This is a genomic window from Burkholderia dolosa (assembly GCF_902499135.1).
Lineage (GTDB): Bacteria > Pseudomonadota > Gammaproteobacteria > Burkholderiales > Burkholderiaceae > Burkholderia > Burkholderia dolosa.
The window spans coordinates 31,636-52,560 of the sequence record NZ_CABVPR010000023.1 but is presented as its reverse complement, the minus strand read 5'-3'; the positions used below and the strand labels follow the sequence as shown (position 1 = coordinate 52,560).

At 66.6% G+C, this 20,925-nt stretch carries 20 protein-coding genes; 3 read left to right on the top strand and 17 right to left on the bottom strand.

Features of this window, described 5'->3' with window-relative positions; translation table 11 throughout:
* Nucleotides 1-54 precede the first annotated feature (54 nt).
* Both BUB20358_RS12775 and BUB20358_RS12770 read right to left on the bottom strand, forming a co-directional pair.
* Nucleotides 55-1,611, bottom strand: coding sequence for a UbiD family decarboxylase (locus BUB20358_RS12775; protein ID WP_006764948.1), 1,557 nt, complete (start codon nucleotides 1,609-1,611; stop codon nucleotides 55-57).
* A gap of 248 nt (nucleotides 1,612-1,859) precedes the next feature.
* Nucleotides 1,860-2,183, bottom strand: coding sequence for a hypothetical protein (locus BUB20358_RS12770; RefSeq protein WP_065228301.1), 324 nt, complete (start codon nucleotides 2,181-2,183; stop codon nucleotides 1,860-1,862).
* A gap of 27 nt (nucleotides 2,184-2,210) precedes the next feature.
* Here BUB20358_RS12770 and BUB20358_RS12765 point away from each other — a divergent pair, with 27 nt between their 5' ends.
* Nucleotides 2,211-3,341 (top strand): lytic transglycosylase domain-containing protein, encoded by a 1,131-nt coding sequence (locus tag BUB20358_RS12765; RefSeq protein WP_006764947.1) that lies wholly within the window; start codon nucleotides 2,211-2,213, stop codon nucleotides 3,339-3,341.
* 141 nt (nucleotides 3,342-3,482) lie between these two features.
* Here BUB20358_RS12765 and BUB20358_RS12760 read toward each other — a convergent pair whose 3' ends face one another.
* The 9 genes from BUB20358_RS12760 to BUB20358_RS12720 all read right to left on the bottom strand — a co-directional run bounded on the left by BUB20358_RS12760 (nucleotide 3,483) and on the right by BUB20358_RS12720 (nucleotide 11,516).
* Nucleotides 3,483-4,679, bottom strand: coding sequence for a pyridoxal phosphate-dependent aminotransferase (locus BUB20358_RS12760; protein ID WP_006764946.1), 1,197 nt, complete (start codon nucleotides 4,677-4,679; stop codon nucleotides 3,483-3,485).
* A 75-nt stretch (nucleotides 4,680-4,754) separates the two neighbouring features.
* Entirely contained in the window at nucleotides 4,755-5,192 is a 438-nt protein-coding gene (gene nusB / locus BUB20358_RS12755; protein ID WP_006764945.1) for a transcription antitermination factor NusB, read from the bottom strand.
* The gene (gene ribH, locus BUB20358_RS12750) at nucleotides 5,189-5,704 is read right to left on the bottom strand and encodes a 6,7-dimethyl-8-ribityllumazine synthase (protein WP_006764944.1); all 516 of its coding nucleotides are present in this window, start codon (nucleotides 5,702-5,704) and stop codon (nucleotides 5,189-5,191) included. Before ribH ends, nusB begins: the two co-directional genes overlap by 4 nt.
* 53 nt (nucleotides 5,705-5,757) lie before the next feature.
* On the bottom strand, nucleotides 5,758-6,900 hold the full coding sequence (gene ribBA / locus BUB20358_RS12745; protein WP_006764943.1) for a bifunctional 3,4-dihydroxy-2-butanone-4-phosphate synthase/GTP cyclohydrolase II: 1,143 nt from the start codon (nucleotides 6,898-6,900) through the stop codon (nucleotides 5,758-5,760).
* Nucleotides 6,901-7,090: 190 nt separating this feature from the next.
* Nucleotides 7,091-7,609 (bottom strand): DUF1993 domain-containing protein, encoded by a 519-nt coding sequence (locus BUB20358_RS12740; protein WP_006764942.1) that lies wholly within the window; start codon nucleotides 7,607-7,609, stop codon nucleotides 7,091-7,093.
* 208 nt (nucleotides 7,610-7,817) lie between these two features.
* Entirely contained in the window at nucleotides 7,818-8,447 is a 630-nt protein-coding gene (locus BUB20358_RS12735) for a riboflavin synthase (RefSeq protein WP_006764941.1), read from the bottom strand.
* Nucleotides 8,448-8,461: 14 nt separating this feature from the next.
* Nucleotides 8,462-9,583: a bifunctional diaminohydroxyphosphoribosylaminopyrimidine deaminase/5-amino-6-(5-phosphoribosylamino)uracil reductase RibD gene (gene ribD / locus BUB20358_RS12730; RefSeq protein ID WP_006764940.1), complete on the bottom strand. Its 1,122-nt coding sequence runs from the start codon at nucleotides 9,581-9,583 to the stop codon at nucleotides 8,462-8,464.
* Nucleotides 9,584-9,598: 15 nt separating this feature from the next.
* A complete protein-coding gene (hemL, locus tag BUB20358_RS12725) occupies nucleotides 9,599-10,882 on the bottom strand; it encodes a glutamate-1-semialdehyde 2,1-aminomutase (protein ID WP_006764939.1) in 1,284 nt (427 codons plus the stop codon).
* A gap of 181 nt (nucleotides 10,883-11,063) precedes the next feature.
* Nucleotides 11,064-11,516: a hypothetical protein gene (locus BUB20358_RS12720; RefSeq protein ID WP_006764938.1), complete on the bottom strand. Its 453-nt coding sequence runs from the start codon at nucleotides 11,514-11,516 to the stop codon at nucleotides 11,064-11,066.
* A 235-nt stretch (nucleotides 11,517-11,751) separates the two neighbouring features.
* On the opposite strand from BUB20358_RS12720, the gene BUB20358_RS12715 reads away from it, so the two are divergent.
* On the top strand, nucleotides 11,752-12,969 hold the full coding sequence (locus tag BUB20358_RS12715) for a Bcr/CflA family multidrug efflux MFS transporter (RefSeq protein WP_006764937.1): 1,218 nt from the start codon (nucleotides 11,752-11,754) through the stop codon (nucleotides 12,967-12,969).
* Between the two features lie 250 nt (nucleotides 12,970-13,219).
* Here BUB20358_RS12715 and BUB20358_RS12710 read toward each other — a convergent pair whose 3' ends face one another.
* The 6 genes from BUB20358_RS12710 to zwf all read right to left on the bottom strand — a co-directional run bounded on the left by BUB20358_RS12710 (nucleotide 13,220) and on the right by zwf (nucleotide 19,145).
* On the bottom strand, nucleotides 13,220-13,567 hold the full coding sequence (locus BUB20358_RS12710) for a type VI secretion system amidase immunity protein Tai4 (RefSeq protein WP_223296910.1): 348 nt from the start codon (nucleotides 13,565-13,567) through the stop codon (nucleotides 13,220-13,222).
* 73 nt (nucleotides 13,568-13,640) lie between these two features.
* Complete coding sequence (locus tag BUB20358_RS12705; RefSeq protein WP_035972897.1) at nucleotides 13,641-13,997, bottom strand: DUF1493 family protein; 357 nt, start codon at nucleotides 13,995-13,997, stop codon at nucleotides 13,641-13,643.
* Nucleotides 13,997-14,428: an STM2901 family protein gene (locus BUB20358_RS12700; protein WP_035972895.1), complete on the bottom strand. Its 432-nt coding sequence runs from the start codon at nucleotides 14,426-14,428 to the stop codon at nucleotides 13,997-13,999. Before BUB20358_RS12700 ends, BUB20358_RS12705 begins: the two co-directional genes overlap by 1 nt.
* A 573-nt stretch (nucleotides 14,429-15,001) precedes the next feature.
* Nucleotides 15,002-16,930, bottom strand: a complete 1,929-nt coding sequence (locus BUB20358_RS12695; RefSeq protein WP_035972893.1) for a bifunctional transcriptional regulator/glucokinase — start codon at nucleotides 16,928-16,930, stop codon at nucleotides 15,002-15,004.
* A complete protein-coding gene (pgl, locus tag BUB20358_RS12690) occupies nucleotides 16,908-17,588 on the bottom strand; it encodes a 6-phosphogluconolactonase (protein ID WP_035972891.1) in 681 nt (226 codons plus the stop codon). The genes BUB20358_RS12695 and pgl overlap by 23 nt, the downstream gene beginning before the upstream one ends.
* An 87-nt stretch (nucleotides 17,589-17,675) precedes the next feature.
* Nucleotides 17,676-19,145 (bottom strand): glucose-6-phosphate dehydrogenase, encoded by a 1,470-nt coding sequence (zwf, locus tag BUB20358_RS12685; RefSeq protein WP_035972890.1) that lies wholly within the window; start codon nucleotides 19,143-19,145, stop codon nucleotides 17,676-17,678.
* Between the two features lie 425 nt (nucleotides 19,146-19,570).
* Here zwf and BUB20358_RS12680 point away from each other — a divergent pair, with 425 nt between their 5' ends.
* Nucleotides 19,571-20,818, top strand: a complete 1,248-nt coding sequence (locus BUB20358_RS12680; protein ID WP_006764934.1) for an ABC transporter substrate-binding protein — start codon at nucleotides 19,571-19,573, stop codon at nucleotides 20,816-20,818.
* Nucleotides 20,819-20,925: the final 107 nt, after the last annotated feature.

The window sequence follows — 20,925 nt, the reverse complement described above, 5'->3', positions numbered from 1 at the left end:
CGTTTCGTGTGCGGTGCGGGCAACGCGTCGGCCGGCGGGCGCCGGCCGCGCGGGCTACAGTCCGATCTCCTGCCAGAGCCGGTCGACGCGCGCCTTCACGGCTGCGTCCATCTCGATCGGCCGGCCCCATTCGCGGTTCGTCTCGCCCGGCCACTTGTTCGTCGCGTCCAGCCCCATCTTCGACCCGAGACCCGCGACCGGCGACGCGAAATCGAGGTAGTCGATCGGCGTGCTGTCGACCATCACGGTGTCGCGCACCGGATCGACGCGCGTCGTGATCGCCCAGATCACTTCCTTCCAGTCGCGGATATTCACGTCCTCGTCGACGACCACGATGAACTTCGTATACATGAATTGCCGCAGGAAGCTCCATACGCCGAACATCACGCGCTTCGCGTGGCCCGCGTAGCTCTTCTTCATCTGCACGATGGCCATTCGGTAGCTGCAACCTTCAGGCGGCAGGTAGAAGTCCGTGATTTCGGCGAACTGCTTCTGCAGCAGCGGCACGAAGACCTCGTTGAGCGCGACGCCGAGGATGGCCGGCTCGTCGGGCGGTTTGCCGGTGTAGGTCGAATGGTAGATCGCGTCGCGGCGCATCGTGATGCGCTCGACCGTGAACACGGGGAACCACTCCTGCTCGTTGTAGTAGCCGGTGTGATCGCCGTACGGCCCTTCGAGCGCGTGCTCGTACGCGGCGGACGCGCTGCCGGTCGGCCGCGGCGGCGCATCGGCGGGCGCGGGCGCGGGCGTGCCGTCCTGCGGATGGATGAAGCCTTCCAGTACGATCTCCGCCCGAGCGGGCACCTGCAGCGTGTCCACGCCGGACGTCACGCACTTCGCGAGCTCGGTGCGGCTGCCGCGCAGCAGGCCGGCGAACTGATACTCGGACAGCGAGTCCGGCACGGGCGTGACCGCGCCGAGCGTCGTCGCCGGATCCGCGCCGAGCACGACCGCGACCGGATACGGCTTGCCGGGGTTCTTCGACGCGAATTCGCGGAAGTCCAGCGCGCCGCCGCGATGCGCGAGCCAGCGCATGATCAGTTTGTTGCGGCCGATCAGCTGCTGACGGTAGATGCCGAGGTTCTGCCGCGACTTGTTCGGCCCGCGTGTGACGGTCAGTCCCCACGTGACGAGCGGGCCCGCATCGCCGGGCCAGCAGGTCTGGATTGGCAGCCGGTGCAGGTCGACGTCGGCGCCTTCCCACACGATCTCCTGACACGGCGGCGCCGACACCGACTTCGGCGCCATGTCCCAGACCGCCTTCGCGAGCGACAGCAGCTTGCCGGCGTCCTTCAGGCTCTTCGGCGGATCGGGCTCCTTCAGCGCGGACAGCAGTCGGCCGAGATCGCGCAGCGACGCCAGCGCGGCGTCGTCGCCGGCATCGACGCCCATGCCGAGCGCGACGCGCCGCGGCGTGCCGAACAGGTTGCCGAGCACCGGGAACGCGTAGCCGGACGGCGCGTCGAACAGCAGCGCGGGGCCGCCGGCGCGCAGCACGCGGTCGCACAGCTCGGTCATTTCGAGCACGGGCGACACGGGCTGCGTCACGCGTCGCAGTTCGCCGAGCGCTTCGAGGCGCTGGATGAAATCGCGTAAGTCTTTGTATTTCATGAAGAAGGTCCGGGCTGCACGCAAGCGCGCGCGGCGGTGGGCGGGCGCAGCGGCCTGCTGCGGCCCCGAATCGAGCGCCGATTTTACCCGTCCCGCCGCCTCGACGTGCCGGTCATGAAAAAAGTCGACGGCGCACAAACGCCCTACGGCCGCGGGATCGCGATCTGAAGGGCCGTCTTAAATTACTTTTTGTTATAATTTTGAAGTTTTGTAGTGTTGACGATCTATAAAACCCTGCTAGAATCCGCTCACATTGGTTGCAGGGTAAAAGGCTTCGAGCCGCCAATCACCGATCTTTGACGCAGCGCGTCACCGTCCGCCGATACCTGCACGGCGTATTCGACGGCCTTGAGTCGTAGTCCCTGCCAGCGCCACCAGACGCTGGTTTTTTGCGTGGGTGCCACCGCGTATGCCCGCCTCGCCCAGTGTGCGAAGGTGCCGGCCGTCTTAATGCCGTGGCCCCGAACGGTCTTATACCGTTTCTCCGATGCCTGCCCGTCCCAACCAAGGCGGACGGCGTCGTGATTCCGCGGCGCGTTTTCCGTCTCGCCATCGAGCTGAGCGAGCCGCACGAGTCATGTTCATGGGAGATGATCTGAATGAACGCTTGGTTATCGTGGCGTCCCAGCGAGCAGCATGCGCAGTTCGTGCGCGACGTGCTGCGTCGCGGGACGCGTGTCAGTCACCATCTGTTCAGCATTGTCGGCTGTCTCGCTGTCGCGGTTGCGCTTGCCCTGTGGCTGCTGCCGACCGTGCGCGGCACGCTCGCCGCGAAGCTGATGCCGGTCGTGTCCGCGGCCGTGCAGGCCGGGCCGGCCCGCCTTCTGTCCGGCCATCCGTTGCCGAACTTCGCGCCTGCCGGCGCGCAGCCGCAACAGGACGACGGTCCCGAAACGGACGCGCTGGCCGTCGGCCTCGATGTCGCGCCGGAAGCGGCCGTGCAGCAGAACGACGCGTCCGACCCGGCCCGTAACGGCCCATCTCCGGTCGCACTCGCAAAGCTGATCCCGACGCAGCGCGTGCCGGCCGAAGCCCGCGACGATCGCGCGCTCGCGTCGAACCGCGAACAGGCGCTCGTGGCCACCTATCTGTCGCGCCGCTATCACGTCGCACAGGAACCGCTCGGCCAACTGGTCAAGGCCGCGTTTCAGACCGGCCGTGATGTCGGCCTCGATCCGCTGCTGCTGCTGTCGGTGATGGCGATCGAGTCGGGCTTCAACCCGTACGCCGAAAGCGGCGTCGGCGCGCAGGGGCTGATGCAGGTCATGTCGAAGGTTCATTCCGACAAGTTCGAGTATTTCGGCGGCACCGACACCGCGCTGCAACCGCTCGCGAATCTGCAGGTCGGCGCGCTCGTGCTGAAGGACTGCATCGCGCGCGGCGGCTCGCTCGCGAACGGGCTGCGTCTGTACAACGGCTCGACGAATCCGGACGACAACGCATACGGCGCGAAGGTGATGGCCGAGCGCGGCCGCCTGCGCGACGTCGCGCGCGGTCGCAACGTGCCGGTCAATGCGCCGCAGGCGCCTGCGCAGCCGGCCAAGCCGATCGTCACAGCGGCTGCCGTGACGGCAGCGGCGGGCGGCGCGAAGCGCGTGCACGTGACGCTCGACGCGGCACAGCCGATGTCGGCGAAGACGGCGGCCCCGAAGGGCGCACCGCAGCAGGACGACGCGAGCGCCGACACCGCGAAGCAGGCACACGCGGACCATCCGGAGCTGGGCGCGTAACGGCTCGAACGGTGAAGCTACGCGGCCGGCGTTCCGGAGCGCAAACAAAAAAGCACCCGAATCGGGTGCTTTTTTGTTTTGGGCCGCAGACACCGGACCGACGCCGTGCGCCGCATCGGCCGCGACGTCAGGCTCGCGCGTTCAGTGCTGCCCGAACAGCTCCGCAAGCCGTTCGACCGCTTCCTCGAGCCGCGCGTACGCAGTCGCATAGGACAGCCGGATATAGTCGCGCGGTGCATGAACGCCGAAGTCCATGCCCGGCACCAGCACGACGCCCGCGTCGTGCAGCATCGCCTGCGTGAGTGCCGCGCTGTCGCCGGCCGCCGCATGCGCGACGCCGCCGCAATGCGCGTACACGTAGAACGCGCCGTCCGGCATCACGGGTACCGTAAAGCCGAGCCGCTCGAGCGCCGGCGCGATGAAGTCGCGGCGGCGCTTGAATTCGATGCGGCGCGCCTCGTAGATATCGAGTGCCTCCGGCTCGAAGCACGCGAGCGCCGCATGCTGCGCGAGTGCGGACGGGCAGATGAACAGGTTCTGCGACAGCTTCTCGAACGTGCCGACGAGCGCGGGCGGTACGACGAGCCAGCCGAGGCGCCAGCCCGTCATGCTGAAATACTTCGAGAAGCTGTTCACGGTGACGACGTCGTCGCCGAACGACAGCGCCGACACCGGCGCCGCATCGTAGCTGAGCCCCTGGTAGATCTCGTCGACGATCGTGAAGCCGCCGCGTGCGCGAACGGCTTCGACGATCCGCTTCAGCTCGTCCGGCTCGAGCGACGTGCCGGTCGGGTTCGACGGCGACGCGAGCAGCACGCCGCGCGTGCGTTCTCCCCAACGCGTGCGGACGTCGTCCGCGGTGAGCTGGAAGCGCTTGTCCGGGCCGCTCGGCACGAGCACCGGACGGCCTTCGGCCGCCGCAACGAAATGCCGATTGCATGGGTACGACGGGTCGGGCATCAGTACCTCGTCGTCGCGACCGACGAGCGCGAGGCAAGCGAGCAGCAGCGCGGCCGACGCGCCGGCCGTCACGACGATCCGCTCGGGGCTGACCGTCAGGCCGTATGCGCGTGCATAGTGCGCGGCGATTGCCTCACGCAGCGGCGCGATGCCGAGCGCGCTCGTGTACTGCGTGACGCCGCGCCGCAGCGCCGCCGCGGCCGCCTCGACAACGGGCTCCGGCGCAGTGAAATCCGGCTCGCCGATGCCCATGTGGATGATGTCGCGGCCGGCGGCTTCAAGCCGCTGCGCGTCCTTCATCAGCTCCATCACGTAGAAGGGCTGGATCGCGTCGACGCGTGCGGCGAGCGTGACGAGCGAATCGGCGGTGGTATTCATCGATCGGGCGGGTAGGGCGGAAAAACCGGAAAGCGGCGAGAAAACGGGCGCTCGCGCGCCCGTGGACTCACCGGATCAGCCGTTGCGGCGTGCCTGCGTTTCGGCGGGACGCAGCTTCGCGGCGAGCTTGTCGAGCACGCCGTTCACATACTTGTAGCCGTCGGAGCCGCCGAACGTCTTCGCGAGTTCGACCGCTTCGTTGATGACCACGCGATACGGCGTTTCGATGTGATGCGTGAGCTCGAACGTCGCGATCAGCAGCACCGCGCGCTCGACCGGCGACAGTTGATCGATCGGACGATCGAGCGCCGGCGCGATCGCTTCGACGAGCGTCGCATGCTCGCGAATCACGCCGTGCAGGATCGCGTCGAGCAGGTCCTTGTCGGCCTTGTCGTAACCGAGCGCGCCGCGCAGCTGCGCGTCGATCTCGCCGGAGGACGCGTTCGACAGCAGCCATTGATACAGGCCCTGCGTCGCCAGCTCGCGCGATTGTCGGCGGGCGCTCTTCTTCATGCGCGCTCCTCTTCGTCGTCTTCGTCTTCCTCTTCGTCCTCGTCGTCGCCGAGCTGGTCGAGCGCCATCGTCAGATTGGCCATCTCGACCGCGACGCGCGCGGCGTCGCGACCCTTTTCGGTCATGCGCGCGACGGCCTGCTCGTCGTTTTCGGTCGTCAGCACCGCGTTCGCGATCGGCAGATTGAAGTCGAGGCCGATGCGCATGATGCCGGCGCCGCTTTCGTTCGATACGAGTTCGAAGTGGTAGGTCTCGCCGCGGATCACCGCGCCGAGCGCGATCAGCGCGTCGAACTGGCCGCTTTCCGCGAGCTTTTGCAGGGCGAGCGGAATTTCCAGCGCGCCGGGCACCGACACGAGCAGCACGTCTTCGCCGGCGACGCCGAGGCGTTCGAGTTCTTCGACGCACGCATCGGCGAGGCCGTTGCAGACCGGCTCGTTGAAGCGGGATTGCACGATGCCGATACGCAGGCCGTCGCCTTCGAGATTCGGTTGGTATTGTCCGATTTCCATGATCTTGTCCGTGGTGTGGATGAACGGTTATTGGGCGAAAGCGCCGTGGCGGGTTACGCGTTCGACGCCGGGCAGGACTTGGCTTCGCCGCCGGGCATCGGGATGAAGCCCGTGACTTCGAGGCCGTAGCCGGACATGCTGCCCAGCTTGCGCGGATTCGACAGCACCTGCATCTTGCTGACGCCGACATCGCGCAGGATCTGCGCGCCGATGCCGAACGTCTTGAAATCGACCGGCCGGCGTTTCAGCACGGCCGCCTTTTCTTCCTCGTCGAACGCCTTGAAGACGTCGATCAGATGTTCCTTCGTGTCGCCGCAATTGAGCAGCACGATCACGCCGAGGTCGCGCTGCGCGATCTCGCGCATCGCGGCGTCGAGCGTCCACGAGTGGGTCGACACGCCCGTCTCGAGCAGGTCGAGCACCGATAGCGGCTCGTGCACGCGCACCGGCGTGTCGAGATCCGGCGACGGTTCGCCGCGCACCAGCGCGATGTGCGGCGAGCCGGTCGGCTGATCGCGGTACAGCACCGCGCGGAACGGGCCGTACGCGGTCTGCATCGTGCGCTCGGCAATCCGTTCGACGATCGATTCGGTGCGGCTCCGATACTGGATCAGATCGGCGATCGTGCCGATCTTCAGCCCGTGTTCCTTCGCGAATTCGATCAGGTCGGGCAGGCGCGCCATCGTGCCGTCGTCCTTGATGACCTCGCAGATCACCGCGGCCGGCGTGAGGCCGGCGAGCGCGGTGAAGTCGCACCCCGCCTCGGTATGGCCGGCGCGCACGAGCACGCCGCCGGGCTGCGCCATGATCGGGAACACGTGGCCCGGCTGCACGATGTGCTCGGGACGCGCATCGTGCGCGACGGCCGTCGCGATCGTGTGCGCGCGGTCGGCGGCCGAGATGCCGGTCGTCACGCCTTCGGCCGCTTCGATGCTGACCGTGAACGCGGTGCCGTATTGCGTGCCGTTGCGGTATGTCATCAGCGGCAGATGCAGCTGCTTGCAGCGTTCCTGCGTCAACGTCAGACAAATGAGGCCGCGGCCGTACTTGGCCATGAAGTTGATCGCTTCCGGCGTGACGAATTCGGCGGCGATCACGAGGTCACCTTCGTTTTCGCGGTCTTCTTCGTCGACGAGGATCACCATCCGGCCGGCTTTCAGCTCGGCGATGATGTCGGGCGTGGAGGCGAGCGTCATAAGGGGGCGAGAAAGAGGAAAGTGCGTATTTTACGCCAGCCGGACGGCGTTTCGGCCGGCACCGGCCGGGCGCGGCCCGGAGCGCACGCAAACGCTGTGCCGCGGACCCGCGCGGCGGCCCGGACGGATCGCCGCGCCGTTGCCGCTTCGGGCGCGGGCGCTCGCGTGCGCCGATCGCGCCCGGTGCGCGTCACGCGTTGTCGTGGCGGCCGCCGAGATAGTCGAGCTTGCCGAGTTCGACGCCGTTGTGGCGCAGGATGTCGTACGCGGTTGTCACGTGGAAGAAGAAGTTGGGCAGCACGAAATTCAGCAGGTACGACTGCCCGGTGAACTCGATCGGGCCGACGCGCATCTTCAGCACGATCTGGCGCGACTCGGTGCCGTCGATCTGCGCGGCATCGAAGCGCTTCAGATAGTCGATCGTCTTCTGGATCCGCGCATGCAGCTCGTCGAACGTTTGTTCGACGTCGGGGAAGCTCGGAATGTCGACGCCGGCCAGCCGCGCTGCGCAGCCCTTCGCCGTATCGGTCGCGATGTAGACCTGACGGACGAGCGGCAGCATGTCCGGATAAAGGCGTGCGCCGATGAACACCGACGGATCGATCTGCTTCTCGGCCGCGTGCGCTTGCGCCTTGCCGAGGATGTGCTGCAGGTTGGTCAGGCCGCGGATCAGGACGGGCAGCGAAGCCTGGTACATCGAGATGGACATGGGAACGACTCCTTGAGGATGAGAGACAGCCGGTGCGCCGTACGTTGCGGCGCCTGAACCGCTGCCGTCGCATCTTAGCGCGGCGGGATGACCTGTGCTCGTCGTTGGCCGTTCGGCCGACCGCGCGCGAGCCGCGTGCCGTCGGAGCGCCGTCGTTCGTCCCGCAATGCGGTCGCTGCCCGCGTCGCTGCGACGTGCGACGCGTCCGTCAATCCTGAGGCACGCCCTGCGCGGCCGACAGCATCCGCTCGACGTAGCGCGCGATCATGTCGACTTCGAGGTTCACCTTGTCGCCGGATTTCAGATGCCGCAGCGTCGTCACTTCGACCGTATGCGGAATCAGGTTGATCGAGAATTCGCAGCCGTCGGCACGATCGTCGACGGCGTTGACGGTCAGGCTCACGCCGTTGACCGTGATCGATCCCTTGTACGCAAGATAGCGGCCGAGCTCGCGCGGCGCGACGATGCGCAACTCGTGCGATTCGCCGACCGGCGCGAAGCGCGACACGGTGCCGAGGCCGTCGACGTGGCCCGACACGATGTGTCCGCCGAGCCGGTCGTGTGCGCGCAGCGCCTTCTCGAGATTGACTTCGCCGGGTTCCGCGAGGCCCACCGTGCGGTTCAGGCTTTCGCGCGACACGTCGACGTCGAAGGCGGTGTCGGTCTTGTCGATCACCGTCATGCACGCGCCCTGGATCGCGATGCTGTCGCCGAGCGCGACATCGGCGAGATCGAGCCCGCCGGCGTGCACGGTCAGACGCACGCCCGCATCGGGCGACGCGCCGAGCGGCTTGATCGTTTCGATGCGGCCGACGGCCGCGACAATTCCGGTAAACATCGTGATGATTCCGTTCAAGAAGTGGCGGGAGGCGGCGCGATGCGCGCCAGGATCCGCAGATCGTCGCCGATCCGCTCGACGCTGTGAAACGCGAGACGCGTGCGCGCGTCGAGATTCGCGGGCGCCGCGACGTCGAACATGCCGGCCGCGTCGGCGCCGAGCAGGCTCGGTGCGAGATAGACGAGCAATTCGTCGACGCACTGCTCGCGCAGCAGCGAACCGTTCAGCTTGTGGCCGGCCTCGACGTGCAGTTCGTTGATGCCGCGCGCGCCCAGCGCCGACAGCATCGCGGGCAGGTCGACCTTGCCGTGCGCGTTGGCGAGCGACACGATTTCCGCGCCGCGCGCTTCGAGCGCATTGGCGCGCGCTTCGCTGCCGGCGTCGAGCCGGCCGCAGAAGATCAGCAGCGGCGCGCCTTCGAGCAGACGCGCATCGAGCGGCAGCTCGAGGCGGCTGTCGATCAGCACGCGCTGCGGCTGGCGCGGCGTGTCGATGCCGCGCACCGTGAGCAGCGGGTTGTCCTCGCGCACGGTGCCGATGCCGGTGAGGATCGCGCACGCGCGCGCACGCCATGCGTGGCCGTCGGCGCGTGCGGCTTCGCCGGTGATCCACTGGCTTTCGCCGGACGGCAGTGCGGTGCGCCCGTCGAGCGACGCGGCGGTCTTCATCCGTACCCACGGGCGGCCGCGCGTCATCCGCGATACGAAGCCGATGTTCAGTTCGCCGGCTTCATGCGCGAGCAGTCCGCAGCGCACGTCGATGCCCGCGTCGCGCAGCATCGTCAGCCCGCGCCCCGACACCTGCGGGTTCGGATCTTCCATCGCCGCGACGACCTTCGCGACGCGCGCGTCGATCAGCGCGTTCGCGCACGGCGGCGTGCGGCCGAAGTGGCTGCACGGCTCGAGCGTCACGTAGACGGTCGCGCCCGCCACGTCGTGGCCGCGCGCACGCGCATCCTTCAGCGCCTGCACTTCCGCGTGGTCCTGGCCGGCCGGCTGCGTGAATCCTTCGCCGATCACGCTGCCGTCCTTGACGATCACGCAGCCGACGCGCGGGTTCGGCGCGGTCGTATACATGCCGCGCGCAGCGAGCGCGAGCGCGCGCTGCATGTGGGCGAAGTCGATGTCCGAGAACATGCGCGCGGGCCCGGCTCAGGCGGCGAGCGCCGCGAACGCGCGGCGCGCGGCGGCGAGCGTCGCGTCGATCACCGCATCGTCGTGCGTGCTCGACACGAAGCCGGCCTCGTACGCGGACGGCGCGAAATACACGCCCTCGTCGAGCATCAGATGGAAGAAGCGGTTGAAGCGCTCGATGTCGCTCTTCGTCACTTCCGCGAAACTGGTCGGCACGCGCTCGGCGAAGTACAGGCCGAACATCGCGCCGATCGAGTCGGCCGCGAACGGCACGCCGGCCGCGCGCGCCTCGGCCGCGAGGCCGTCGGCGAGGCGCTGCGTCTGCGCGGTCAGCGCGTCGTAGAAGCCGGGCGCCTGGATCAGCTGCAGCGTCTTCAGGCCCGCGGCGACCGCGATCGGGTTGCCCGACAGCGTGCCGGCCTGATAGACGCCGCCGAGCGGCGCGAGATGCGCCATGATGTCGCGACGGCCGCCGAACGCGGCGGCCGGCATCCCGCCGCCGATCACCTTGCCGAGGCAGGTGAGGTCGGCCGCGATGCCGTAATGCGCCTGCGCGCCGCCGAGCGCGACACGAAAACCGCACATCACCTCGTCGAAGATCAGCACGGCGCCGTGCTTCGTGCACAGTGCGCGCAGCGCGTTCAGGAACTCCGGCGTGCCGCGCACGAGATTCATGTTGCCCGCGACGGGCTCGACGATCACCGCGGCGATGTCGTCGCCGAACGCGCCGAACGCTTCTTCCAGCGCGGCGACGTTGTTGTATTCGAGGACGGTCGTGTGCTTCGCGATGTCGGCGGGCACGCCGGCCGACGTCGGGTTGCCGAACGTCAGCAGCCCCGAGCCGGCTTTCACGAGCAGGCTGTCGGCGTGGCCGTGGTAGCACCCCTCGAACTTCACGATGCGGCTGCGGCCGGTGAAGCCGCGCGCAAGGCGCAGCGCGCTCATCGTCGCCTCGGTGCCGCTCGACACCATCCGCACCTGTTCGATCGACGGCACGAGCTTGCAGATTTCCTCGGCGATCTCGATCTCGGCTTCGGTCGGCGCGCCGAACGAAAAGCCGTCAGCGAGCACTTTCTGCACGGCCGACAGCACTTCCGGATGAACGTGGCCGACGATCATCGGGCCCCATGAGCCGATGTAGTCGATGTATTGCTTGCCGTCGGCGTCCCAGAAATACGGGCCTTGCGCGCGCGCGACGAAGCGCGGCGTGCCGCCGACGGACCGGAATGCGCGCACCGGCGAGTTCACGCCGCCGGGAATGGTCTTTTGCGCGCGTTCGAAGAGGAGCTGATTGTTGGACATGGGCGAAACCTGCGAGAGAGAGGCGCGGGGGCCGGTGCACGGGCCGCGGTGCCTGGGCGGAACGATCGTCCGATTGTACCGGAGACGCGTGCGGCGAGCCGGCTGGCCGGCGTGCGGCCTTTCGGCGCGCGGGGATCGGGACCGGCGGCGCCGTCGCGCCCGCTGCGCCGGCACGACGGCGTTATCGCGGCGGCTTGCGCTTGCCGGTCAGCTCCGCCCAGCGCTTCTCGAGCGGACCTTCGACCATCGGCTTGATCGACGTGCCGGAGCTTTGCGCATCCCAGGTCTGCACCGAGTACGGATGTACGCGCAGCGCGTCGCGCGGGATCACGACTTCCCGGTGCGCATCGACGAGCCAGTCGTAGACGAAATCGATGCGTAGCCGGTAGCTGCGCTTCGTCGCCGGATCGGGCACTTCATACGGCGCGCGCGTCACGTAGCCGGAGCCGAACACACCCTTGGGCTCCTGCGCGACGCGGTGCAGGAACACGCGGTCGCCCGGCAGGATGCCGCGTGCGAAGCCGCAGCCCCACACGTCGTGCACGGCGTCGCCGGCCTTCACGCGCGCGGCGACGTCGGGCAGCTCGGGCCACGGCCATTTCTTGGGGCTCCAGATCAGCAGGAAAGCGGTCATCGATTTACGGCGCAATTGTTCGGACGACGGACGCAAGCTTAATGCAATTCGGCAACGCATCGCGGGCGGTCGGGCCCGCATTCCGCGCCCGCTTGCGCCGTCGTGCGTGCGCGGGCGCGGGGGCGTGCGAAAAAGTTGCGCGTACAATCATGAGCCTGAGCGCGCCGTGTGCGGCGCGGCCCCGTCTTCACCGCCACGCGCGCCGCGATGCGCGCGGGTTTCAATCCGGAATCCCATGTCCCACGTCGTCCGGCGCCGGCCCGATGCCCGGCTGATCCTGTTGCTCGGCGCGCTCGCCGCCTGCGGGCCGATCGCCACCGACATGTATCTGCCCAGCCTGCCGTCGATCGCCGACGGTTTTTCCGTCAGCGCCGGCGCCGCGCAGCGCACGCTGACGAGCTTCATGGCCGGCTTCTCGATCGGCATGCTGCTGTACGGTCCGCTGTCCGACACATGGGGGCGGCGTCCCGTGCTGCTCGGCGGCATTGCGCTGTTCACGCTCGCGAGCATCGGATGCTTCGTGTCGGCCTCGATCGACATGCTGATCGTCGTGCGCTTCCTGCAGGCGCTCGGTGCGGGCGCCGCATCGGTGCTCGCCCGCGCGATCGCGCGCGATGCGCACGAGCCGAGCGATGCGGCGAAGGTGCTGTCGATGGTCGCGATCGTCACCGCGGTCGGTCCGCTGCTCGCGCCGCTGATCGGCGGGCAGATCCTGCGCTTTTCCGGCTGGCGCGGCGTGTTCGTCGTCCTTGCCGCATTCGGCGCGCTGTGCGCGGCAACCGCATATCTGCGTGTGCCCGAGACCTGGCCGAAGGAGCGGCGCAAGAGCGCCGCCGTGCTCGCGTCGTTCGCCGCGTACGGACGCATCCTGGCCGATCCGGTCGCGTGGGGACACATGCTGTGCGGCGGGATGGCGTTCGCGTCGATGTTTTCGTACATCACCGCGACACCGTTCGTATACATCGAGTATTTCCACGTGTCGCCGCAGCATTACGGGCTGCTGTTCGGGCTGAACGTCGTCGGGATCATGATCGGCAACTTCACGAACACGCGGCTCGTCGGCCGCATCGGCTCGCTGCGGATCATTGCGGCGGCGTCGCTTGTGAGCTGCATCGCGTCGCTCGCGGTCGCGCTCGTCGCGCTGACCGGATGGGGCGGGTTGTGGTCGATCGTCGTGTGTCTGTTCTTCGTCGTCGGCGTGGTCGGGATTTTGTCGGCCAACTGCACGACCGATCTGATGCACCGCTATCCGCACAACGCGGGCGCATCGGCGGCCGTATTCGGCGCGATGCAGCTCGCGCTCGGTGCGCTTGCGAGCGTCGTGATCGGCGCGCTCGCCGACGGCACACCGTTCGCGATGGGCGTGACGATCGGCGTCACGGGCGTGCTGTGTTTCGTCGGGCGTTATCTCGTGCTGCGCTGGCATGGTCGGCCGGTGAAGGCGGGGGCGTGAGCTGCGCGGCGGAACTGACGGAGGGCGCGAGTATGTCGCCGATATTCGTCCACGCGACAACCCGGGCGAACACCATGCCGATGTAACCCGGCCAGCCGGCGATACGGGTCATGCATTGGGTTATTTCCGCGTCCGCATCACCTTGAACGGCCTGACGAGCGATTCTCGAGTCGATAGCTGCGCTTCGGGTTGGTCACGAATCGCCTGACTTCGGTCTCGAGCTCCTGGCTGTGATACAGATCCAGGCATTTCAAAAATCAAATGCCGCGCCTTTGCTTTCGGATTGGACGACCGGATTGCGATAGTCGCGTGCAAGAAAGCGATTGACCAGCGACTTGCTCGCGTCGCGGTTCCGCTCCAGATCGAAGTCGGTCCGGTCCATCAGCGCACTGACACTGCTTCCCGCGTCCATCGCGGCGGACGGTTCATTCCGATAAGCGGTCGCGATGCACTCGGCGAGCACCATGTCCTTGTAGTTCCGCGCGCAGGTTCGGGCGCCGGCTTGCGGCGACGACGTTGCATCCGTTGCATGGCCCGATTGTGCCGCTAACGCCAGTACTCCAAACATCACGCCCCGGACCAGCGGATTTTGTCTCATGGCACACTCCAGAGGTGGGCACAGATCCAACACATCGCCTAAAAAATAAACCGGTCTATTTGGCGAGGTGCAATCAACGCGGCAGACTTTCCAAGCGCTGATTGTTCCACTCCCCATCCAAAATAGCCTGATAGAGCATGCCTAGAGTCAGTGGCACTTTGTCATATTTTTCTCGGCGTTTTCTGGAGAAAGCCAGTCGCGCCACTTCAATCAAGCTAAAGCCCTCTCCTGAGAAGTAGCGATTGAATTCAAAATCTCCAACTTGCACCGGAAACTTATCGAAGAAGCTCTCCATAAACTCAACCGCATCGTCGCCAGTGATATCCAGATCTCCCTCGACGGCATGACCTTTTGTGAGAATTTTTCTGGGGCTGACACCGGCCTCCCTTCTCACAAAATCCTCAAACTCGTTCCATGTAAGCTGATTCATCAGAACACCTTGTCCTCAGGCCTAACAAGCGCGTTATAGCGCGACACGGAACGAATGCTGATCATCGTGACATCCTTGGCAGCAATGACCCAGCCAACGACAGGAACCGCGCGCCCGACGAAAACCCCAATGTTTCTTACCAGAATGAACCTCAAGCGCTTAACGCTGGCATTGGTCAGCGTTGGGAGGATCTTCTTCTTCAAATCGTAGTCCAGATACTTGCGACTCAATATCGACGCAACAGAAGTGCCCGGCGTGGTACCAAAGGGCTTCGCTCGTGTTGGCATCCAATTTTGACCGGCCACAATGGCAACCACTGCTGCTACATCGTCAACACCAAGCTCCTTGCATGTCTCATCGATAAAGACAAGGAAAAACAGCTCCATCGGCGTGAGATCTCGATGTATACCAAAGGCATAGGTATTGTTCATTATAATATTCCTCTCTCAGGCTATCGACGAGGCTAAAACCTCGAAGAGAACGATCCCCTGCCTATCGTCCAGGGTGCTGCCTCCCAGCGAAGGCGGGATTTGACACTTCTGCTTTGTCCCATCGCTGGATATTGGTGGCCACGTTTCCCCCAATCGTTAGCGCGACTTTCTCCGCGGAATTTATCGGCGCGTAAATGCGCATTGCTGCTACCCATGCGGCTGAAAAACGTGGTCTAGACATACCCCCCCTCCGCAAACTGGATGAAGGTGATGCTCTCGATGCCAATCGGCGTTCCGTGAGAAACGTGTCATTTCTCGCGTCGGACCGGAATGGCGGCATCACGCGGAGTGAAGGAAGTTACCGAGCTTGGGCAACTGCTGACAATTGGACTGGTTCGAAAATAAGAGCGTGTACGAACGTATGACGTCACGCGCAGCCCTCGGCAGACGGCATCGTCGATGCCTGCCGGGCCGCTGTGGTGCGGGGCGGTGCAGCACATACGAAACACCCCGAACGCCGGGCCTGAGTCCAGCGTTCGGGGTGTCGTGGATCGACGGCGTTTCGCCGAAGCGTCAATCCCGCGCGACGTCCTTCGCCGCCGGCGATGCGCCGTGGCTCAGCCAGTCGAGCACGTCGGCCGTTTCGTCGTCGTTCGCGCGCGCCCTTGCCTGCGCGAGCGCTTCCGGCAGCTCGTCGTTCGGCGATGCGCGGCGAATCGCGACGCCGACCGCGAGAATGTCGATCATCAGCAGATGCAGGATCCGCGAGATCATCGACAGCTGCGATTCGCGCATCTCGATGTGATCGGTCTCGAGCGCGACGGTCGCTCGCTTCGCGAGCGGCGTGTTGCTCGACGTGATCGCGATCACCTTCGCGCCGGCCTGCATCGCGACGTCGAGCACGCGCAGCAGCTCCGGTGCGCGCCCGGACTTCGACACCGCGACGATCACGTCGCCCTTGCCGAGCAGCGCGGCCGACGCGGCCTGCATGTACAGATCGCCGTACGCGATCGTCGGAATCCCGAACCGGAAGAACTTGTAGTGCGCGTCCTGCGCGACGATGTTCGAGTTGCCGAGCCCGTAGAACTCGATGCGGCGCGCGCCGTTCAGGATTTCGATCGCGTTTTCGACGTGCTCGAAATTCAGATGCTCGCGCAGCTGCAGGATCGCCGACACCGTGTTGTCGAGCACCTTCGCGCCGAAGTCGGTGGCCGTATCGCCGAGATGCACCTGGCTGTGGCTCATCGGGATCGTGCCGGTGAGGCCGGTCGCGAGCTTCAGCTTGAAGTCGGACAGCCCCTGGCAGCCGAGCGAGCGGCAGAAGCGGATCACGGTCGGCTGGCTCACGTCGGCCTTGCGCGCGATGTCGACGATCGGATCGTTGATGATCGAGCGCGGATGGTTCAGCGCGAGATCGGCGACGCGGCGCTCGGCCGGCGTCAGCGCGTCGCGCATCTGGCGGATCCGCTCGAACACGGCCGACGACGCGCCGCCCGAACGGTTCGACAGCTGCTCGGCGAGGATCGCCGACACGCCGAGAAACGCCGGATACTCGGCGGTGATCAGGTACGTCGGAATGTTCTGCAGATAGTGCGCGAAACGGCCCTTCGCCTCGAAGCGCGCGCGGAACGACGAACGCGTGAACAGTTCGCCGAGCTTCAGCGCGACGCCGCCGCCGATATAGACGCCGCCGAGCGCGCCGAGCGTGAGCGCGACGCTGCCCGCGAACGAGCCGAGGATCCCGCAGAAGCATTCGACCGCTTCGAGCGCGAGCGCGTCGCCCGCATGCGCGCGCTCGACGATCTCCGCGGTATCGACGCTCGCGGCTACGCGCTTCTTGTCGCGCGCGGCAAGCGCGCGATACACGATCTCCATCCCAGGACCCGCGCACACGCGCTCGAACGACACGTGCGGAAACTTCTTGCGCGCGTACTGCAGCACGAGATCCTCGCGCTCGTCCTGAGGCGCGAACGACGCGTGGCCGCCTTCGCTGCCGAGCGCGATCCAGCGGTCGTCGGCCGGAATCAGTCCCGACACGCCGAGCCCGGTGCCCGGCCCGAGCAGCCCGATCACGCTGTTCTGGCGGCGCGTGCCGCCGCCGATCTGCACGCGCTGTGCGTCGGTGAGGCCCGGCAGCGCCATCGCGAGCGCGGTGAAGTCGTTTACGACGAGCAGCGTGTCGAAGCCGAGCGCGCGACGCGTTGCCTCGATCGAGAAGCTCCAGTCGTGGTTCGTCATCGTGACCTGGTCGCCGTCGACCGGGTTCGCGATCGCGATCGCCGCATGATTCACGCGCGCGATCTTCACGTCCTTCAGATACTTGCGGATCGCGTCGGTGAGCGTCGGATAGTCGGCGCCGGGGTACACGCGGATCTGCGTGATCTCGCCCGGGCCGGTTTCCAGCGCGAAGCGCGCGTTGGTGCCGCCGACGTCCGCGAGCAGGCGCGGGCCGTCGGCGTGCTGGCCCGCGACGACGGCCTTACTTTGCGCACCAGTAGACATCGAGCTTGGTCCCCTTGTCGTTGGCCAGTTGGGAAATCGCATTCTTCTGCAGCGAGGCCGCTGCGGCGTCGAGCACGTTGCGCTTGGCCGCGCCTGCGATCAGCAGGAACAGGCGGTCGACGCGTTTGAGCGCATCGAGCGAATAGCTGACGCGCGCGTGCGGCGCAGCGCCGGGATGGACGGCGACGAAGCGCTCGGGCGTCGTGATCGCGTGATCCCATTCGGGCGCGTCGGCGAAGATCGATGCCGTGTGGCCGTCCTCGCCCATGCCGAGCACCGCGACATTCGGCACGCGGTAGTCGGGATTCGCGTTCAGCGCGGCGACGTGTGCGTCGAGCGCGACGCGCGTGTCGACGAGCGGCAGGAAGCGGGCCGCGGCTGCCGCGTGCTGCAGCAGCGTGTCGCGCACGAGCTGCGCGTTGCTCGCCGTGTTGTGGTCCGGCACCCAGCGGTCGTCGACCAGCGTGACGTCGACACCGGCCCAGTCGAGCGCCGCATGCGACAGCGTTTGCAGGAACGGGCGCGGGCTCGTGCCGCCGGACACCGCGAGCGTCGGGCGCTCGGGGCCGGCGAGCGCGGCGCGCAGCGCGTCGCCGACGGCGCGCGCGAGCGCTTCGCTTTGCGCTTCCTGGGTGTCGAAAGCGTGGATCTCGATCACATCTCCTCCGGACTGCTTTGTCTGTTCAAATCGTGTGAATCATGCGCACGTTGCGGCCGCGATGTCGCAGCGCGCAACGTGCGTGCATCAGTTTTCTTCCTCGAGCCAGCAGGTGCCGTGCTGCGCGAGCATCGCGCTCGACGCGGCCGGCCCCCACGTGCCGGCTGCATAGGGCTTCGGCGGCTTCAGCGAGCGCGCCCATTCGTTCAGGATCGGCTCGACCCAGCGCCATGCGGCTTCCTGCTCGTCGCGACGCACGAACAGCGCGAGACGGCCGTTGATCACGTCGAGCAGCAGGCGCTGATACGCCTCCATCTGCCCTTCCTTGAAGAACTGGTCGAACGCGAGGTCGAGGTGCACGCTCGCGAGGTTCATCCCTTCGCCGGGCTGCTTCGCGAGGCAGTACAGGCGGATCGTCTCGTTCGGCTGCAGCCGGATCACGAGGCGGTTCGCGCCGGGGCGCAGCGCGGTCGGGCCGAGCGCCGAATGCGGAACCGGCCGGAAGTTGACGACGATCTCCGCGACGCGATCGGCAAGCCGCTTGCCGGTGCGCAGGAAAAACGGCACGCCGGCCCAGCGCCAGTTCTCGATCTCGGCCTTCAGCGCGACGAACGTCTCGGTCTGGCTGTCGGGCTTCACGCCGGGCTCGGTCGCATACGCCGGCACCTGCACGCCCTTGATCACGCCCGCATGATACTGGCCGCGCACCGCGACCTTGCCGATGTCGCGCGGATCGACGGGCTTCAGCGCGCGCAGCACGCGCAGCTTCTCGTCGCGCACCGAGTCGGAATCCATCGAATGCGGCGGCTCCATCGCGACGATCGACAGCAGCTGCAACAGGTGGTTCTGCACCATGTCGCGCAGCGCGCCGGTATTGTCGTAGAAGTCGCCGCGCGCCTCGACGCCGAGCTCTTCCGCGATCGTGATCTGGATGCTCTCGACCCATTCGCGGCGCCACAGCGGTTCGAACAGCGCGTTGCCGAAGCGCAGCGCGAGCAGGTTCTGGACCGGCTCCTTGCCGAGATAGTGATCGATGCGATAGATCTGCTCTTCGGCGAAGATCTCGCCGACCGCATCGTTGATCGCGTTCGACGAGCGCAGATCGTAGCCGAGCGGCTTCTCGAGCACGATGCGCGAGCCTTCGTTCAGACCGACCGACGCGAGCGCCTTGCAGATCGGCACGAACAGCGACGGACCGGTCGCCAGATAGAACACGCGGATGCCCGGCAGCGACGCGATCGCGTCGCGCAGCACGACGTAGTCTTCCGCGCGGCCGAGATCGAGCTTCACGTACTCGATGCGTTCGAGGAAGGATTGCCATCCCGCATCGTCGAACGCTTTGCCGGCCGCCTTCGCCGCATGCGGCTTCACGTGCGTGTCGACCCATTCGAGATAGCCTGCCCGATCCGATTCGTGCCGTGCGACGGCGACGATCCGGCCGCCGTCCGCGAGCATGTTCGCGCGGTGCGCTTCGAACAGCGCGGGCAGGATCTTGCGCATCGACAGATCGCCGGTGCCGCCGAAAAGTACGAAGGTAAAGCTGGAATCGGTATGCATGTGTCTCCGCCGGGTTGGGTAGCTCGGAAGCGATCCGTAGTGCGATAAAAATATTTTTGACACTGAATTGTAGTTTAACTACAATCCGCCGCAAGGGGTAGCACCCGGGTGAAGAAAAAATGAAGTGCGGTCGATGAACTGCGCGTGCTTCGCCTTCGGGAACGCCTTGTGCCGAATGTTAACGGACATTGGCGGCGCGCATCGTCCGCGCGCCGTCGGCCCCGGGCTCGCGCCGCATCGCGGCGGGCCAGAAACACAAGAGGAGACGCGCAGTTGAATCTCAAGTCACGCTTTCTGTAAGAGCCCGGCCGGTCGTCGGCCCCGTACGCTGTACGCGTCTCGCGGCTCGATTTTCCCGTCGTCGTCAAGAAGCCGTTCCCGGTGAGGGAACTTCACGAGTTGATTCAGTCTGGAGGAGATAAGTAATGAAAGTTCGCTCGATCATGGGCGCGCTGTGCGCCGCAGGTCTGATGGCCGGCGCCGCGGCGGCGCAGGCTGCCGAGAACGTAACGGTGCTGCACTGGTGGACGTCGGGCGGCGAGTCGAAGGCCGTCGGCGTGCTGAAGGACGACCTGCAGAAGCAGGGCTACGTGTGGAAGGACTTCGCGGTCGCGGGCGGCGCGGGCGCAGCGGCGATGACCGCGCTGAAGACCAAGGTGATCAGCGGCGACGCACCGTCGGCCGCGCAGATCAAGGGCCCGCTGATCCAGGAGTGGGCCGATCAGGGCGTGCTCGTCAACATCGATTCCGTCGCCGGCGACTGGAAGCAGAACCTGCCGCCGGAAATCGACAAGATCGTCAAGTACAAGGGCCACTACGTCGCCGCGCCGTTCTCGGTGCACCGCGTGAACTGGCTGTACATCAACAAGGCCGCGCTCGACAAGGTCGGCGCGAAGGTGCCGACCACGTGGCCGGAATTCTTCGCGGTGGCCGACAAGCTGAAGGCCGCGGGCATCCAGCCGGTCGCGATGGGCGGCCAGCCGTGGCAGGACCTGACGCTGTGGGAAGACGTCGTGCTGTCGCAGGGCGCCGCGTTCTACAAGAAGGCGCTCGTCGATCTCGACCAGGCGACGCTGACGTCGCCGCAGATGGTGTCGGTGTTCGACACGGTGCGCAAGATCCAGGGCTACTTCGACTCGGGCCGCAACGGCCGCGACTGGAACCTCGCGACCGCGATGGTGATCAACGGCAAGGCCGGCATGCAGTTCATGGGCGACTGGGCAAAGGGCGAGTTCGAGAACGCTGGCAAGAAGTCGGGCAAGGACTACATCTGCGCGCCGGTGCCGGGCACCGCGAACGCATATACGTTCAACGTCGACTCGTTCGTGTTCTTCCAGCAGAAGGGTGAGAAGGCCGCGACGCCGGGCCAGCTCGCGCTCGCGAAGACGATCATGACGCCGGAGTTCCAGGAGCAGTTCAGCCTGCTGAAGGGCTCGATCCCGGTGCGCCTCGGCGTGAAGATGGACAAGTTCGACGACTGCGCGAAGAAGTCGTATGCCGACGAGCAGACCGCGATCAAGTCCGGCGGCTACGTGCCGTCGCTCGCGCACGGGATGGCGCAGGGCGACGCAACGGCCGGCGCGATCACCGACGTCGTGACGAAGTTCATGAACTCGCAGCAGGATTCGAAGAGCGCGGTCGCTGCGCTCGCGAAGGCCGCGAAGGTGAAGTAACGCGACGGACGCCCGGCCGCCGCGCGTCGTCGGCCGGGCGTTCCCGCACGTGCAGCAAACGGGCCCGCCCGCGGGCCCGCGCCGTACACGACGCCGGCCCGGCCCGC